Origin of the sequence: Halopseudomonas sabulinigri (genome assembly GCF_900105255.1) — a bacterium.
GTDB classification, from domain to species: Bacteria; Pseudomonadota; Gammaproteobacteria; order Pseudomonadales; family Pseudomonadaceae; genus Halopseudomonas; species Halopseudomonas sabulinigri.
On record NZ_LT629763.1, the window covers coordinates 3,015,001 to 3,028,947 of the forward strand.

16 protein-coding genes, 4 tRNA genes and 2 rRNA genes (1 of these 22 only partly in view) are annotated in these 13,947 nt (G+C 56.9%); 21 read left to right on the forward strand and 1 reads right to left on the reverse strand.

All coding sequences use genetic code 11. The features are described 5' to 3' along the window. The 7 genes from BLU26_RS13650 to BLU26_RS13680 all read left to right on the forward strand — a co-directional run. Positions 1-491 (forward strand): 23S ribosomal RNA (locus BLU26_RS13650) (it extends 2,398 nt beyond the left edge of the window). A gap of 135 nt (positions 492-626) precedes the next feature. Further along, a 5S ribosomal RNA gene (gene rrf, locus BLU26_RS13655) occupies positions 627-742 on the forward strand. Between the two features lie 309 nt (positions 743-1,051). Continuing rightward, positions 1,052-2,077: a thiosulfate ABC transporter substrate-binding protein CysP gene (gene cysP / locus BLU26_RS13660; protein ID WP_092287448.1), complete on the forward strand. Its 1,026-nt coding sequence runs from the start codon at positions 1,052-1,054 to the stop codon at positions 2,075-2,077. Positions 2,078-2,116: 39 nt separating this feature from the next. Further along, complete coding sequence (gene cysT, locus BLU26_RS13665; protein ID WP_407920353.1) at positions 2,117-2,956, forward strand: sulfate/thiosulfate ABC transporter permease CysT; 840 nt, start codon at positions 2,117-2,119, stop codon at positions 2,954-2,956. Between the two features lie 3 nt (positions 2,957-2,959). Next, on the forward strand, positions 2,960-3,826 hold the full coding sequence (cysW, locus tag BLU26_RS13670) for a sulfate/thiosulfate ABC transporter permease CysW (protein WP_092287450.1): 867 nt from the start codon (positions 2,960-2,962) through the stop codon (positions 3,824-3,826). Continuing rightward, entirely contained in the window at positions 3,826-4,926 is a 1,101-nt protein-coding gene (locus tag BLU26_RS13675) for a sulfate/molybdate ABC transporter ATP-binding protein (RefSeq protein WP_092287451.1), read from the forward strand. The genes cysW and BLU26_RS13675 overlap by 1 nt, the downstream gene beginning before the upstream one ends. A gap of 29 nt (positions 4,927-4,955) precedes the next feature. Next, entirely contained in the window at positions 4,956-5,573 is a 618-nt protein-coding gene (locus BLU26_RS13680) for a class I SAM-dependent methyltransferase (protein WP_092287452.1), read from the forward strand. Here the strand turns inward: BLU26_RS13680 and BLU26_RS13685 are convergent. After that, positions 5,563-6,417 carry a LysR substrate-binding domain-containing protein gene (locus BLU26_RS13685; RefSeq protein ID WP_092287453.1) on the reverse strand — a complete coding sequence of 285 codons (855 nt, stop codon included), beginning with the start codon at positions 6,415-6,417 and terminating at the stop codon, positions 5,563-5,565. The genes BLU26_RS13680 and BLU26_RS13685 overlap by 11 nt on opposite strands. A 94-nt stretch (positions 6,418-6,511) precedes the next feature. Here BLU26_RS13685 and BLU26_RS13690 point away from each other — a divergent pair, with 94 nt between their 5' ends. The 14 genes from BLU26_RS13690 (at position 6,512) to rplJ (ending at position 13,936) form a co-directional block, all read left to right on the forward strand. Beyond that, positions 6,512-6,736, forward strand: coding sequence for a DUF1127 domain-containing protein (locus tag BLU26_RS13690; RefSeq protein ID WP_157719373.1), 225 nt, complete (start codon positions 6,512-6,514; stop codon positions 6,734-6,736). Positions 6,737-6,800: 64 nt separating this feature from the next. Further along, positions 6,801-7,772: a bifunctional biotin--[acetyl-CoA-carboxylase] ligase/biotin operon repressor BirA gene (birA, locus tag BLU26_RS13695; RefSeq protein WP_231701951.1), complete on the forward strand. Its 972-nt coding sequence runs from the start codon at positions 6,801-6,803 to the stop codon at positions 7,770-7,772. Continuing rightward, positions 7,762-8,511, forward strand: a complete 750-nt coding sequence (locus tag BLU26_RS13700; RefSeq protein ID WP_092287455.1) for a type III pantothenate kinase — start codon at positions 7,762-7,764, stop codon at positions 8,509-8,511. The genes birA and BLU26_RS13700 overlap by 11 nt, the downstream gene beginning before the upstream one ends. Then, on the forward strand, positions 8,511-9,212 hold the full coding sequence (locus BLU26_RS13705) for an SPOR domain-containing protein (protein WP_092287456.1): 702 nt from the start codon (positions 8,511-8,513) through the stop codon (positions 9,210-9,212). Before BLU26_RS13700 ends, BLU26_RS13705 begins: the two co-directional genes overlap by 1 nt. Before the next feature lie 134 nt (positions 9,213-9,346). Beyond that, a tRNA-Tyr gene (locus tag BLU26_RS13710) sits at positions 9,347-9,431 on the forward strand. 24 nt (positions 9,432-9,455) lie between these two features. Beyond that, positions 9,456-9,529, forward strand: a tRNA-Gly gene (locus tag BLU26_RS13715). 25 nt (positions 9,530-9,554) lie between these two features. Further along, a tRNA-Thr gene (locus tag BLU26_RS13720) sits at positions 9,555-9,630 on the forward strand. Between the two features lie 85 nt (positions 9,631-9,715). Next, entirely contained in the window at positions 9,716-10,909 is a 1,194-nt protein-coding gene (gene tuf, locus BLU26_RS13725) for an elongation factor Tu (RefSeq protein ID WP_092287457.1), read from the forward strand. Between the two features lie 57 nt (positions 10,910-10,966). Beyond that, a tRNA-Trp gene (locus BLU26_RS13730) sits at positions 10,967-11,042 on the forward strand. Between the two features lie 38 nt (positions 11,043-11,080). After that, positions 11,081-11,449 (forward strand): preprotein translocase subunit SecE, encoded by a 369-nt coding sequence (gene secE / locus BLU26_RS13735; RefSeq protein ID WP_092287458.1) that lies wholly within the window; start codon positions 11,081-11,083, stop codon positions 11,447-11,449. A 9-nt stretch (positions 11,450-11,458) separates the two neighbouring features. Further along, positions 11,459-11,992: a transcription termination/antitermination protein NusG gene (gene nusG, locus BLU26_RS13740; protein ID WP_092287459.1), complete on the forward strand. Its 534-nt coding sequence runs from the start codon at positions 11,459-11,461 to the stop codon at positions 11,990-11,992. Positions 11,993-12,110: 118 nt separating this feature from the next. Beyond that, positions 12,111-12,542 carry a 50S ribosomal protein L11 gene (gene rplK, locus BLU26_RS13745; RefSeq protein WP_092287460.1) on the forward strand — a complete coding sequence of 144 codons (432 nt, stop codon included), beginning with the start codon at positions 12,111-12,113 and terminating at the stop codon, positions 12,540-12,542. Next, on the forward strand, positions 12,543-13,238 hold the full coding sequence (gene rplA, locus BLU26_RS13750; RefSeq protein WP_092287461.1) for a 50S ribosomal protein L1: 696 nt from the start codon (positions 12,543-12,545) through the stop codon (positions 13,236-13,238). 197 nt (positions 13,239-13,435) lie between these two features. Then, the gene (gene rplJ, locus BLU26_RS13755) at positions 13,436-13,936 is read left to right on the forward strand and encodes a 50S ribosomal protein L10 (RefSeq protein ID WP_092287462.1); all 501 of its coding nucleotides are present in this window, start codon (positions 13,436-13,438) and stop codon (positions 13,934-13,936) included. The last annotated feature ends 11 nt before the right edge of the window (positions 13,937-13,947 follow it).

Consider the following 13,947-nt stretch of genomic DNA (forward strand, 5'->3'; position numbering starts at 1 on the left):
GGCCATCGCTCAACGGATAAAAGGTACTCCGGGGATAACAGGCTGATACCGCCCAAGAGTTCATATCGACGGCGGTGTTTGGCACCTCGATGTCGGCTCATCACATCCTGGGGCTGAAGCCGGTCCCAAGGGTATGGCTGTTCGCCATTTAAAGTGGTACGCGAGCTGGGTTTAGAACGTCGTGAGACAGTTCGGTCCCTATCTGCCGTGGACGTTTGAGATTTGAGAGGGGCTGTCCTTAGTACGAGAGGACCGGGATGGACGAACCCCTGGTGTTCCGGTTGTATCGCCAGATGCATTGCCGGGTAGCTACGTTCGGAAAAGATAACCGCTGAAAGCATCTAAGCGGGAAACTTGCCTCAAGATGAGATCTCACTGGGAGCTTGACTCCCCTAAAGGGCCGTCGAAGACTACGACGTTGATAGGTTGGGTGTGTAAGCGCTGTGAGGCGTTGAGCTAACCAATACTAATTGCCCGTGTGGCTTGACCATATAACACCCAAGCAATCTGGTGTTATCAGGCACACAGAATGACAATTCTAGAACTTGTCGAGATTACGACTTACCGTTCTTCTATCACCTATTCAAGCTTTTAAGCTGTTCGGCTCGCCGGGCAGTAACGAATTGCTTGACGACAATAGAGCATTGGAACCACCTGATCCCATCCCGAACTCAGAAGTGAAACGATGCATCGCCGATGGTAGTGTGGGGTCTCCCCATGTGAGAGTAGGTCATCGTCAAGCGCTTATACCAAAACCCCCGATCTGGAAACAGATCGGGGGTTTTACTTTGCGTGGAAGAAAAGCCGCGCCTGGCCTTAAAGCTCAAGGGCCTTCTGCGCGGCGAGGCCGCCACTGCCTTGATGCTGGTCGCTTGCTGAGTGCGGGTTCAAGCGGACGGCAGCCAGAGTTGCTCGCTAGTCTTATTATTTAGTGCTTTATGTAATAAGCAAATCCATATAAAGGCTTGATTGTTCTAGCCTTGGGCTTTCTGTAGGCTTTACCCCTATTCGTAATCATTGCCTGTTTGTTTGATAGGCGTAGGAGGATGGTATGGTTTCTGGTTTTTCGGTAGCGGGGCGCTTGAAAGGGCTGGTCGGTATGCTGGCTATGAGTGTCGGCATGGTTGCCCCGGTTCAGGCGGTAGATCAGGAAATACTCAACTCCTCCTATGACATCGCGCGTGAACTCTTCTCGGCCTATAACGCAGAGTTCAGCGAATACTGGCAGCAGGAGACCGGCAAGAGCATCGAGATCAAACAGTCACACGGTGGCTCCTCCCGGCAGGCGCAAGCGATTCTGCAGGGCTTGCGCGCAGACGTAGTCACTTACAACCAGGTGACCGATGTCGACATCCTGCAGCAGCGCGGAAAATTGATTCCTGTTGATTGGCGGGAGCGTTTGCCTAACGCCAGTTCGCCCTATTACTCCACCATGGCCTTTCTGGTGCGCAAGGGTAACCCAAAGCATATTCAGAATTGGGATGACCTGGCTCGTGAAGACGTCAGCTCGGTGATGCCCAATCCGAAAACTTCGGGTAATGGCCGTTATAGCTATTTGGCGGCCCTGGGGTATGCGCAAAAAGCCTATCCGGGTGACGAGGCCAAGTCCGACGCTTATTTGAAATCGTTCCTGGGTAATGTTGCCGTATTTGACACCGGCGGGCGCGGGGCAACCACGACTTTTATCGAGCGTGGTATTGGCGACGTTTTGCTCACCTTTGAGTCTGAGGTCAATAACATCGTGGCGCAGAATCCGGACGCCGGTTTCGAGGTAGTTGTGCCAAAAGTCAGCTTTCTGGCTGAGTTTCCGGTTACCTGGATTGATCGCAACGTCGAGCGTAACGGCACGGAAGCGGTTTCCAAGGCCTACCTTGAACACTTGTACAGCGAGCCTGCTCAGCGCTTGATTGCCGGGTTCTATTATCGTGTGCACAACGAGACAGTAAAAAAGGAGTTCGCGGACAAGTTCCCCGAGCTTGAGCTGTTGCCGATCGAGGAGATTGCAGGCAGCTGGGAGAATGCGATGCAGGTCCACTTCGCCAGTGGTGGTAAACTGGACCAACTTCAACGCAGGTAATCGAATCACTTCATGAGAGCTTCCTTGGCCAGTCCGGCACTGGCGAGAAACAACAAGCCCGGCAAGCGCGTTTTGCCGGGCTTTGCTTTGAGTCTTGGTGTCTCACTGCTCTTTATTGGGCTGGTGCTGCTGCTGCCATTGACCGGCCTGGTCATGCAGGCCGCCGATATGAGCTGGGTGCAATACTGGGCAGTAATCAGTGACGAGCGTGTGGTTGCATCCTATCGCGTGACGCTTTGGGCCGCTGCCATCGCTTCGGTGTTCAACGGGGTGGTCGGGCTGCTGTTGGCCTGGGTGTTGGTGCGCTATGAGTTTTGGGGCAAACGGATTGTCGATGCGCTGATGGATCTACCGTTTGCGCTGCCCACAGCGGTGGCCGGCATCACCCTCGCGGCGTTGTTCTCCGAAGGCGGTTGGTATGGTCAGCTGCTGGCTGCTGTCGGGATCAAGGTTGCCTTTACCCCTCTGGGTATTATTGTTGCTATGTCGTTTACCAGTTTACCCTTTGTGGTCAGGACGGTTCAGCCGGTGCTCGAAGACCTTGCGCCGGAAGACGAAGAGGCGGCAGTCAGTATGGGCGCGAGTGACTGGACGGTGTTTCGTCGCGTGTTGTTCCCCGCCTTGTGGCCAGCTCTTTTGACCGGAGTAGCGCTCTCGTTTACCCGTAGTCTCGGCGAGTTTGGCGCAGTCATCTTTATCGCCGGTAATATGCCTTATGTCAGTGAGATCACCAGTCTGATGATTTTCGTGCGGCTGCAGGAGTATGACTATGCGGCGGCCAGCGCGATTGCTTCGGTGGTACTGATCGCGTCGTTGGTGCTGCTGCTGGCGATCAACTTGTGGCAGGCGCGTTATCTGCGTCGCCTGCACGGACGCTAAGGCATGAGCAAATCCAAGTCTACGTTACGCATTGGTGACCAGCCCTGGGTCAAATGGAGCCTCATTGGTTCGGCATTGGCGCTTGTACTGTTGCTGCTGGTAGTGCCTCTTATATTGATTTTTGCCCAGGCCTTCTCGGCCGGCACTGAGAGTTTGTGGGTCAACTTGACCGACACCTATACCCTGTCTGCAATAGGCCTGACGCTTCTGGTCGCCGCCATCACGGTGCCGATCAATTTGGTGTTTGGGGTGTTTCTCGCTTGGCTGGTGACGCGTTTCGAGTTCCCGGGCCGCAAGTTGCTGATTACTCTGATCGACATTCCCTTTGCCGTTTCTCCTGTGGTCGCAGGCCTACTGTACCTGCTGCTGTATGGCAGCAATGGTTGGCTGGGAAGTTGGTTGATGGACCAGGATATCCAGTTGATGTTCGCCTGGCCGGGTATTGTCATGGTGACGGTATTTGTTACTTGCCCCTTTGTTGCGCGTGAGCTTATTCCATTGATGCAGCAGCAGGGGCGGGAAGAAGAGGAGGCTGCAGTAGTGCTCGGCGCCTCTGGCTGGCAGTTGTTTCGTAAGGTCACCTTGCCAAATATTCAGTGGGCGCTGCTGTATGGCGTGGTCTTGACCAATGCGCGAGCGGTCGGCGAGTTTGGCGCGGTGTCGGTAGTGTCCGGCAACATCCGTGGCGAAACCAATACCCTGCCGCTGCATGTTGAGCTGTTGTATCAGGATTACAACGTTGCCGGCGCATTTACCAGCGCCTCGCTCCTGGCTGGTATTGCACTGCTGACCCTGCTGGTGAAGAGCTTTGTGGAGTGGCGTCAGGCGCGCCAACGTGCCCCCGAATCAGACCAGGCGGACAGTCTTTGATGAGTATCAGATTAGAGGGTATCAACAAGTATTTTGGTCAGTTTCAGGCCTTGAAGGATATCTCGCTGGATATCCCCGATGGCCAGTTGACTGGTCTGCTGGGGCCGTCGGGCTCTGGCAAGACCACGCTGCTGCGAATTATTGCCGGTCTGGAGACCGCTGAGCAGGGGCGTATTCTGTTTCATGATCAGGACGTGACGGCGCTGCATGTGCGCGAGCGTCGAGTCGGTTTCGTGTTTCAGCACTATGCGTTGTTCCGGCATATGACCGTGGCGCAGAACATTGCCTTTGGCCTTGAGGTGTTGCCCCGTGCCGAGCGGCCCGCTGCGGCGCAGATTCGCCGGCAGGTGGCTGATCTGCTGGATATGGTTCAGTTGGCGCACCTTGGTAACCGCTACCCCTCGCAACTCTCCGGGGGGCAGAAGCAGCGTATCGCGTTGGCGCGCGCGTTGGCCATGCAGCCACAGATATTACTGCTCGACGAGCCTTTTGGTGCGCTGGATGCCAAAGTGCGCAAAGACCTGCGTCGCTGGTTGCGTGCCCTGCACGACGAGCTGCACTTCACCAGTGTGTTTGTTACCCACGACCAGGAGGAGGCGCTGGAGCTGTCTGACCGGGTGGTAGTGATGAGCGCGGGCAAGATTGAGCAGGTTGACCACCCGCAGGCATTGTACGCCGAGCCGGAAAGCCGCTTTGTGTTCGACTTTCTTGGTCATGTGAACGTACTCGATGGTACGCTGCGGGACCAGCGAGTGGTTCAAGGCGAAGCCTGGGTCACCTTGCCGGGTGACCTGCATTGCGCCGGTGAGGTTCAGCTCTACCTGCGGCCGCACGAGGTGCGTCTGCAGGACTGCCCCGCAGGTCATGCGCATCTGCCGCTGCAGATTGAGTCCATCAGCCTGATCGGCGCTGAGGTTCGCCTTGAGCTTACCCCTTGTGGTTGGCAGGCGCAGGAGCCATGGGAGGTGGGTATCAGCCACGTCGAGTTCAACCGCTGGCAACCGCAACGCGGTGACCGATGCTACGCGGTACCCGACGTCGGGCACCTGTTCGATGTGCAGCGCTCGCACCCCCGCACGCTAAGCTGGGTCGACGGCTAATCGTTCTAGTCAGCAGGACCGGAGGTAGCATGAATCCGTATGAGCGCTTTGTCCTGCCCCGCTTGATTGATGCTGCCTGTGGCATGGGTGATGTCATGCGCCGTCGCGCCGAGCTGATACCGCAGGCGCGTGGCGCGGTGCTCGAAGTGGGCATGGGTACTGGCTTGAACTTGCAGTACTACGATGCGGGGCGGGTTAGCCGAATTGTCGGTGTGGATCCGGCCGCGCAGATGCAGGCTTTGGCACGCAAGCGCGCTGCGCAAATTGCCATTCCGGTCGAGATGATTGCCGTTGGCGCGGACGGTATCGCTTCTGCTGCCGACAGTTACGACACTGTAGTCATGACTTTTACCCTGTGCAGTATCGCCGACCCCTTGCCCGCGCTAGTAGAAATGCGGCGCGTGCTGAAGCCCAAGGGGCAGTTACTGTTCTGTGAGCACGGTTTGTCGAACGAGGCATCGGTGCAGCGTTGGCAACGCCGTCTGACACCGTGGTGGAAGCCAATCGCCGGTGGTTGCCACCTAGATCGTGATATTCCGGGCTTGCTGCAGCAGGCCGGATTTGCCCTGCAGGAGCTGCGCCAAGCTTATATCGCCGGACCGCGGCCTATGACCTATCTCTATCAGGGCGCAGCCCTCAAAGCCTGAAGCCTTCAGCCACGTACTCTGCTAGACACTCGGTAATCGGGCTTTGCGCCTGTGGATTGCGCAGCAGCACTATGCTGGCGGAAGGCATGCTTGGCAGGCCGTGCTCCTCGCCAATAATCTGCATGTCTGCCGGGATGAGGCTTTCCAGTTGCGCGGTAATTGCCAGGCCAGCGCCGACCACGGCCATGATTGCGGACAGGCTGGGGCTGGTGTAAGCCACACGGTAGTCGCGCTCCATGGTATCCAGTGCATTGCAAGCCCACTCTCGGCAGAAACAGTCGTTGTTAAACATGGCCAGTGGCAAGCTGCTTTGCTCCTGTAGGGCAAAGCCGGCGGCCTGCGCCCAAACCATTTTCTCCTGGCGTAGTAGCTGGCCGATTTCCGTTCCCGGCTTGCGAGTGACTATGGTCAGGTCCAGATCCTTGCGCTGCAGCAACTGATAGGAGGGCTCGCAGTGCAGTTCGACCTGAACCATCGGGTAGCTCTGGGCAAAGCGAGCAAGAATGCTGGGCAAAAAGCGCATGACGTAGTCATCCGGTGTGCCAATGCTTACCGAGCCGACCATGTGTGGCTCGCGCAAGGTGCTGATGATCTCGCCTTGTAGCTTGAGAATGCGTCTGGCATAGCTGAGCAGTAACTGACCTTCTGCCGTGAGCTCCAGCTGCCGGCCGGCGCGTTGGAACAGATTGCGCTTTACCACGTCCATCTCGAGCCGTTTCATTTGCATGCTCACTGCCGATTGAGTGCGGTTGAGCACCTCGGCGGCTCGCGTGAAGCCGCCCTGATCGGCTATGGCGACAAAGGTGCGCAGCAGTTCGCTATCGATGGTGGGGTATTCGGCCATAAATCAATCTCGCAGATGTATCGCATAAAAAACATTCGTTGGATTGATGTTACTCCGGCGCGCAGACTTTCTCCATTGTCAGGAGGAAGAAGATATGAAAGCGTTAGTGTACCGCGGGGCACTGAGGCGGTTGGTTTGGTGGCAGGCGCTGGTGAAAATGACCTTGCGCGGCTGGCTGTTATTGCGCCGCTGGCAAAGGGTCAGCTACGAGCGTCGTTTGCTGGCCAGTTTGCCACAGCACCAGTTGAATGATATCGGCGTGTCGCGCGCTGAGGCCTTGAATGAAGCGGCGCGCCCCTTCTGGGACCTCCCCGACTGAGGATAGCGGCAGAGCTCCGGCAACGGTATGATGTGCGGTTTCTCCATCTGGGTGCTGCTGACTCATGTTGCATGCGATTCTTGCGCTGCTGGCCGACGGCCAATTTCATTCGGGCGAAAAGCTCGGCGAGCAGCTTGGCGTCAGTCGCGCGGCAATCTGGAAGTCGCTTCAGCGGCTTGAGCAGCAGGGCTTCCCCCTGCATCGGGTGCGCGGCAAGGGTTACCGCATTCCGCCGGGGGCCGTGCTGCTGGATTGTGATCTAGTCCAAGCGGCGCTGCCTGCGCCATTGCAGCTGCGTTGGCAATGGCATCTTTACCAGCAGGTCGACTCCACCAATGCGCAGGCCCAGCGGCTGATAGCCGAGTCCGGTGTGCGCCCCTTGGTGGTGATCGCCGAGCAGCAGACCGCTGGTCGTGGCCGCCGTGGCCGACAGTGGAGCAGCCCCTTTGGTCAAAACCTTTATATGTCTTTTGTCGAGCCTGTGAGTGGTGGCGCGCAGGGGTTGGAAGGGCTGAGCCTGGTGGTGGGGCTTACCCTGGTACAGACGCTGGACGCCTGTGGTTACCAAGGATGCCAACTGAAGTGGCCGAACGACATTTTACTCAATGGCGCTAAATTGGCCGGTGTGCTGCTGGAGATCAGTGGCGATCTTACCGCAGATGCAGTGGTGGTTATTGGTGTTGGCGTCAATGTGCTCATGGAGCAGGATGGCACTATAGATCAGGGCTGGACGTCGCTACGCCGTAGTGGCCAGAAGGCGCTGTTGGATCGTAACCAGCTGATTGCCGCCTTTGCGCAGCGGCTTGCGCAGGCGCTGGCGTTGTTTGCTCGGGATGGGTTTGCCGCATTTCAGGCGCAATGGCAGGCTTGCGATGCCTGGTTGGGTGCCGAGGTTCAGGTGATATCCGGTGCGAATATTCTGGTGGGGTCTAATCTGGGCGTGGATACCACTGGTGCATTGCGTCTGTTGACCGCAGAGGGAGAGCGGCAGGTCAGTGGTGGCGAGGTCAGTTTGAGGTTAAGCCATGCTTCTTGAGCTCGATTGCGGTAATACGCTGATCAAGTGGCGCTTGCTCGATCGCGAAGGCCGTGTGCGTGACCGCGACATGGCCCCGGACCTGGTCGAGCTGCAGTGTCTATTGGGGGGGCAGGAGCGTGAAATTCACGGTTGCCGGCTGGTCAGTGTGCGCTCGGCTGATGAAACCCAGGTCGTAATGGATCAGTTGACCAGTTGGCTCAAGCTGCACCCGGTGCTGGCAAAGAGTCGTGCGGAACTGGCCGGTGTGCGGAACGGCTACGCCGATCACGGCAAGCTGGGTATGGATCGCTGGCTGGCCTTGGTCGCCGGCTACAACCATTGCCACCGTGCCTGCGTGGTCATTGACCTGGGCACCGCGGTGACTGTCGATTTTGTTGATGCGGCGGGCCAGCATCTGGGTGGCTATATCGCGCCGGGCAGCAAGCTACTGCGCGGCAGCCTGCAACGGCACACGCGATTGATCCGCTACGAGCAATCACTGCGCGGTGATCTGCTGCAGCCTATCCCGGGAAGTACGACGGCAGAGGCCGTCGAATTTGGCTGCGATTTGATGCTCGTGGGGTTTGTGCGCGAGCAACTACGCGTGGCGCGGCAGGTTCTTGGGGATGAAATGGTAGTCATCCTGACTGGGGGGGATGCCGAAACTATGGCGGAGGCGCTTCCCGAAACCTGTCATACCCTGAGCGATCTGGTGTTCGACGGGCTCGCGCTCGCCTGCCCTATGGAGATTGACTGATGCGCTCGCTATTCCTGTTTCTGTTGCTGCTGAACGTGTTGTATGCGCTCTGGCAATGGCAAATCGGCGGCTGGCGCTTTGCTGACGATGTGCCGGCGCAGAACGCCGCGACCACTGTCGCAGCGGCTGCTGACGATGGGCTGGACTCGCGTCCGGCTACGCCGCCCCCTCAATCGCAGCCCGTGGCGGTCGAGCAGGGTGAGGCGCCCCCGGCGCTGTGCGTTATGTTGGGTACCTTCAGTGCGCGTGCCGAAGTTGACCAGTTGCAGCAGCGCTTGCTTGCAGTGGATGTGCCGGCGGAGCTGATCACCCGGGAGGTGGTCACGACCACAGACTACTGGCTGGTGATGGCGGTCAGTGGGGGCAGCCAGGGCGCGCTGGCTCGCCTGTCGCTGCTGCAGGAGCGCGGCATCGACAGCTTTGTGATTACCCGCGGACGGCTGGCGGGCAATCTGTCACTGGGCGTGTTCAGTCAGCAGGAGTACGCCGCGGCGCGTCAGGCTCAGCTCGAGGCGGAAGGCTATGAGGTGCGTATCGAGGCGGTAGAGAAAAGCCGCGATCAGTATCTGTTGCAGGTGCCGCCGCAAGCGCGCCGGCTGCTCGATCAGGCGATGCTGGCACGTTTGCGTAAAGACTTTCCGGCCATGCAGCGTCAGTATCAGGCCTGTGACGGCGTTGCTAAAGCGCGCAACATCCCCTAGAATGGCGCCCGCTTCAAGGCATCGCTTTGCCGAGAAGTGCTTTTGTTGGTTTTAAACAGCTTTCAAGTAAGTGTTTTTGCTAATAAAAGTGTTGACAGAGTGGTGCCAAGTGATGAAAATGGCGCCTCTTTTACGGAGGGGTTCCCGAGCGGTCAAAGGGATCAGACTGTAAATCTGACGGCTTAGCCTTCGAAGGTTCGAATCCTTCCCCCTCCACCAGATTTCGCGTTAGCCAGGCACTTGGCGGGTATAGTTCAACGGTAGAACCTCAGCCTTCCAAGCTGATGGTGCGGGTTCGATTCCCGCTACCCGCTCCAGCTCTGGCAATGCAATGATGTGTAAGCTCATGTAGCTCAGTTGGTAGAGCACACCCTTGGTAAGGGTGAGGTCAGCGGTTCAAATCCGCTCATGAGCTCCAGTATCAAGGCAGATATGCGAATATCTGCCTTTTATTTAATGGTCGCGTGACACGCGCATTGCTCTCACGAATAGGGGATCTCTCGATGGCTAAAGAGAAGTTCGAACGTAGCAAACCGCACCTGAACGTAGGCACCATTGGTCACGTTGACCATGGTAAAACTACTCTGACAGCTGCATTGACCCGTGTTTGCGCCGAAGTATACGGTGGCTCCGCTCGCGCTTTCGACCAGATCGATAACGCGCCGGAAGAGAAGGCACGTGGCATCACCATCAACACCTCGCACGTAGAGTACGATTCTCCGACTCGTCACTACGCGCACGTTGACTGCCCTGGTCACGCTGACTATGTGAAGAACATGATCACCGGTGCTGCGCAGATGGATGGTGCAATCCTGGTTTGTTCCGCTGCTGACGGCCCGATGCCGCAGACTCGCGAGCACATCCTGCTGTCTCGTCAGGTTGGCGTTCCTTACATCGTCGTGTTCCTGAACAAGGCTGACATGGTCGATGACGAAGAGCTGCTGGAGCTGGTCGAGATGGAAGTGCGCGATCTGCTGAGCGCATACGATTTTCCTGGCGACGACACGCCTATCGTTATCGGTTCTGCACTGATGGCGCTGGAAGGCAAAGACGACAACGAAATCGGCACCACTGCGGTCAAGAAGCTGGTTGAGACTCTGGATTCCTATATTCCTGAGCCTGAGCGTGCGATTGACAAGCCGTTCCTGATGCCGATCGAAGACGTATTCTCCATCTCTGGTCGCGGTACTGTTGTGACTGGTCGTGTAGAGCGCGGCATCGTCAAGGTGGGTGAGGAAGTTGAGATCGTTGGTATCAAGGCCACTGTCAAGACTACCTGTACTGGCGTTGAAATGTTCCGCAAGCTGCTGGACGAAGGTCGTGCCGGTGAGAACGTTGGTGTTCTGCTGCGTGGTACCAAGCGTGAAGACGTAGAGCGTGGTCAGGTTCTGGCCAAGCCGGGTACTATCAATCCGCACACCAAGTTTGAAGCTGAAGTGTACGTGCTGGGCAAGGATGAAGGCGGTCGTCACACTCCGTTCTTCAAAGGCTATCGTCCTCAGTTCTACTTCCGTACCACTGACGTTACCGGTTCCTGCGAACTGCCGGAAGGTATCGAAATGGTAATGCCTGGCGATAACGTCAAGCTGGACGTCACTCTGATCGCGCCGATCGCGATGGAAGACGGTCTGCGCTTTGCGATTCGTGAAGGCGGCCGCACCGTTGGTGCCGGCGTTGTTGCCAAGATCATCGAATAACTTCGCATTGATCTTGAACTGTCGAGCCGGTATCATTGCCGGCTCGACTGCGATTACAGGCCAGTAGCTCAATTGGCAGAGCGGCGGTCTCCAAAACCGCAGGTTGGGGGTTCGATTCCCTCCTGGCCTGCCAGATTTATATCTGGCTTCCAAAACAGGATTTAATGATTCATGAGCACTAAGGCAGAGCTTAACGATAACCGCTTCGACGTAGTTAAGTGGGTTGTTGTGGCTTTACTGGTTTCCGTCGGTGTATTCGGGGACTCCTACTTTTCTGCCGAGCCTGTTTTGTACCGCGCCGTTGCATTGGTTGTGCTGGGTCTTGTGGCGGGCTTTGTTGCCCTGCAGACCAGTAAAGGCAAGGCATTTTGGGCGTTGTTGAAAGAAGCGCGTATCGAAATACGCAAAGTAGTATGGCCGACCCGGCCCGAAACCATTCAGACGACCATGATTGTGGTTGCGGTGGTTTTGGTTATGGCCCTGATTTTGTGGGGGCTGGATACGTTTCTGGGTTGGATTATTTCTCAGTTCATTGGTTAAGGGTGCTCCGTGTCTAAGCGATGGTACGTAGTGCATGCCTATTCGGGCTTCGAAAAGCATGTTATGCGCTCTCTGCATGAGCGCGTCAAGCTGGCCGGAATGGAAGACCAATTCGGCGAGATCCTGGTTCCCACCGAAGAAGTGGTGGAAATGCGCAACGGCCAGAAGCGCAAGAGTGAGCGTAAGTTTTTCCCCGGCTATGTTCTTGTTCAAATGGAAATGAACGAAGGTACCTGGCACTTGGTGAAAGACACTACTCGTGTGCTCGGGTTTATTGGTGGTACTGCCGATAAGCCAGCGCCTATCACCGACAAAGAGGCCGAGGCCATTCTTCGTCGCGTGGCTGATGGTACCGACAAGCCCAAGCCCAAGACGCTGTTTGAGCCGGGCGAGGTTGTTCGCGTTACCGATGGCCCGTTTGCAGACTTCAACGGTGTAGTTGAAGAGGTTAACTACGAGAAGAGCCGGGTTCAGGTGGCTGTTCTCATTTTTGGACGCCCCACTCCTGTGGAGCTCGAGTTCGGTCAGGTCGAAAAGGGCTGAATTCAATCAATCCCCTGAACCCTGCAATGCCTTGGCGCAATGCGGGGTTTTGTTGTCAGTTGGGGAATGTTTCTAAAACGGGAAGCCGCAAGGCGCTATCACCCTTCGGAGAAAGACAATGGCAAAGAAGATTCAGGCTTATATCAAGCTGCAAGTCAAGGCCGGTCAGGCTAACCCAAGTCCGCCGGTAGGTCCGGCCCTGGGTCAGCACGGTGTGAATATCATGGAATTCTGCAAGGCGTTCAACGCCAAGACCCAGGGCGCTGAGCCCGGTCTGCCGACTCCTGTGATTATCACTGTATACAGCGACCGCAGCTTTACTTTTGAAACCAAGAGCACACCCGCTGCCGTACTGCTGAAGAAGGCCGCTGGTCTGAAGAGTGGCTCGCCGCGTCCCAATAGCCAGAAAGTGGGTACTGTTACCCGCGCTCAGCTCGAAGAGATCGTTAATGCCAAGCAGGCTGATCTGACCGCTGCTGATATGGAAGCTGCACTGCGCACCATCGCTGGTTCTGCGCGCAGCATGGGCCTTAACGTGGAGGGTGTGTAAATGGCTAAGCTGACCAAGCGTCAAAAGGCAATCAACGAGAAGGTCCAGGCCAACAAGGCTTATGGCTTCGAAGATGCTGCTGCTGTGCTGGCTGAAGTGTCCAACGTGAAGTTTGTTGAGTCCTTCGACGTTGCGGTGAACCTGGGTGTTGATCCGCGTAAGTCTGACCAGGTTGTGCGTGGCGCGACTTTGCTGCCGCACGGTACTGGCAAAACTGTCCGCGTTGCTGTGTTTACTCAGGGCGCCAACGCTGAAGCTGCTCTGGCTGCCGGCGCTGATAAAGTGGGTATGGACGATCTGGCTGCCGAAATGAAAGCCGGCGATCTGAACTACGACGTTGTTATCGCATCACCCGATGCCATGCGCGTGGTGGGTCAGTTGGGTCAGGTTCTGGGTCCTCGCGGCCTGATGCCGAACCCCAAGGTTGGTACCGTTTCTGCTGACGTGGGTACTGCCGTCAAGAACGCCAAAGCCGGCCAGGTTCGCTACCGTACTGACAAGAACGGCATCATCCATTGCTCTGTGGGCAAGGTTGGTTTTGATGCGGTCAAGCTGAAAGAAAACGTTGAAGCGTTGCTGGCTGACCTGAAAAAGGCCAAGCCATCCACTTCCAAGGGCGTTTACCTGAAGCGTGTCACCCTGAGCACCACTATGGGTCCGGGCGTGCAGATCGATCAGGCTTCCCTGAACGTGTGATCTATCGGCGCAGCACTTTGGTGTTGCGCCAACTTATTGGGGTCCCTGCGTGCGGGGGCTGTCCAAGACCGTAGGCGGCGCAAGCCTTAAACAAGCAAGCCTACGCAGATGGTGCTCCCGATTCAGTGCAGGCTGGATCAGACACCAAAACACACTGTCCGTTAGGGCAGTTAATGGTAAATCCAGGAGTAAAACCCGTGGCAATTAAGCTCGAAGACAAAAAGGCCATCGTCGCTGAAGTCAACGAAGCTGCCAAAGGTGCGCTGTCTGCTGTTGTGGCTGATGCCCGCGGCGTAAGCGTTGCTGCTATGACTGGTCTCCGCAAAGAAGCTCGCGAAGCTGGCGTTTACGTACGCGTTGTACGTAACACTCTGCTGCGTCGGGCCATTGAAGGCACTGATTACACTTGCCTGAATGAAACCTTTGTCGGTCCTACCCTGATCGCATTCTCCAACGAACATCCGGGCGCTGCTGCTCGTCTGTTCAAAGAGTTCGCCAAGGGCCAGGACAAGTTCGAGATCAAGGCAGCTGCGTTTGAAGGCAACTTCCTTGCAGCAAGTGAAATCGACAAGCTGGCATCTTTGCCGACCTACGACGAGGCCATCAGCCAGCTGATGAGCGTTATCCAGGGCGCAACCAGCAAGTTCGTTCGTACTTTGGCCGCTGTCCGCGATCAGAAGGAAGCCGAAGCTGCCTGATAGGCGCCTCG

What these genes read in the sequence shown, in the direction of transcription:
- BLU26_RS13685 (WP_092287453.1), bottom strand. Translation starts at nt 6,417, where the DNA reads ATGGCCGAATACCCCACCATCGATAGCGAACTGCTGCGCACCTTTGTC.
- BLU26_RS13700 (WP_092287455.1), top strand. Translation starts at nt 7,762, where the DNA reads ATGCTTCTTGAGCTCGATTGCGGTAATACGCTGATCAAGTGGCGCTTG.
- secE (WP_092287458.1), top strand. Translation starts at nt 11,081, where the DNA reads ATGAGCACTAAGGCAGAGCTTAACGATAACCGCTTCGACGTAGTTAAG.
- birA (WP_231701951.1), top strand. Translation starts at nt 6,801, where the DNA reads ATGTTGCATGCGATTCTTGCGCTGCTGGCCGACGGCCAATTTCATTCG.
- BLU26_RS13690 (WP_157719373.1), top strand. Translation starts at nt 6,512, where the DNA reads ATGAAAGCGTTAGTGTACCGCGGGGCACTGAGGCGGTTGGTTTGGTGG.
- cysW (WP_092287450.1), top strand. Translation starts at nt 2,960, where the DNA reads ATGAGCAAATCCAAGTCTACGTTACGCATTGGTGACCAGCCCTGGGTC.
- rplK (WP_092287460.1), top strand. Translation starts at nt 12,111, where the DNA reads ATGGCAAAGAAGATTCAGGCTTATATCAAGCTGCAAGTCAAGGCCGGT.
- tuf (WP_092287457.1), top strand. Translation starts at nt 9,716, where the DNA reads ATGGCTAAAGAGAAGTTCGAACGTAGCAAACCGCACCTGAACGTAGGC.
- BLU26_RS13705 (WP_092287456.1), top strand. Translation starts at nt 8,511, where the DNA reads ATGCGCTCGCTATTCCTGTTTCTGTTGCTGCTGAACGTGTTGTATGCG.
- BLU26_RS13680 (WP_092287452.1), top strand. Translation starts at nt 4,956, where the DNA reads ATGAATCCGTATGAGCGCTTTGTCCTGCCCCGCTTGATTGATGCTGCC.
- BLU26_RS13675 (WP_092287451.1), top strand. Translation starts at nt 3,826, where the DNA reads ATGAGTATCAGATTAGAGGGTATCAACAAGTATTTTGGTCAGTTTCAG.
- cysP (WP_092287448.1), top strand. Translation starts at nt 1,052, where the DNA reads ATGGTTTCTGGTTTTTCGGTAGCGGGGCGCTTGAAAGGGCTGGTCGGT.
- rplA (WP_092287461.1), top strand. Translation starts at nt 12,543, where the DNA reads ATGGCTAAGCTGACCAAGCGTCAAAAGGCAATCAACGAGAAGGTCCAG.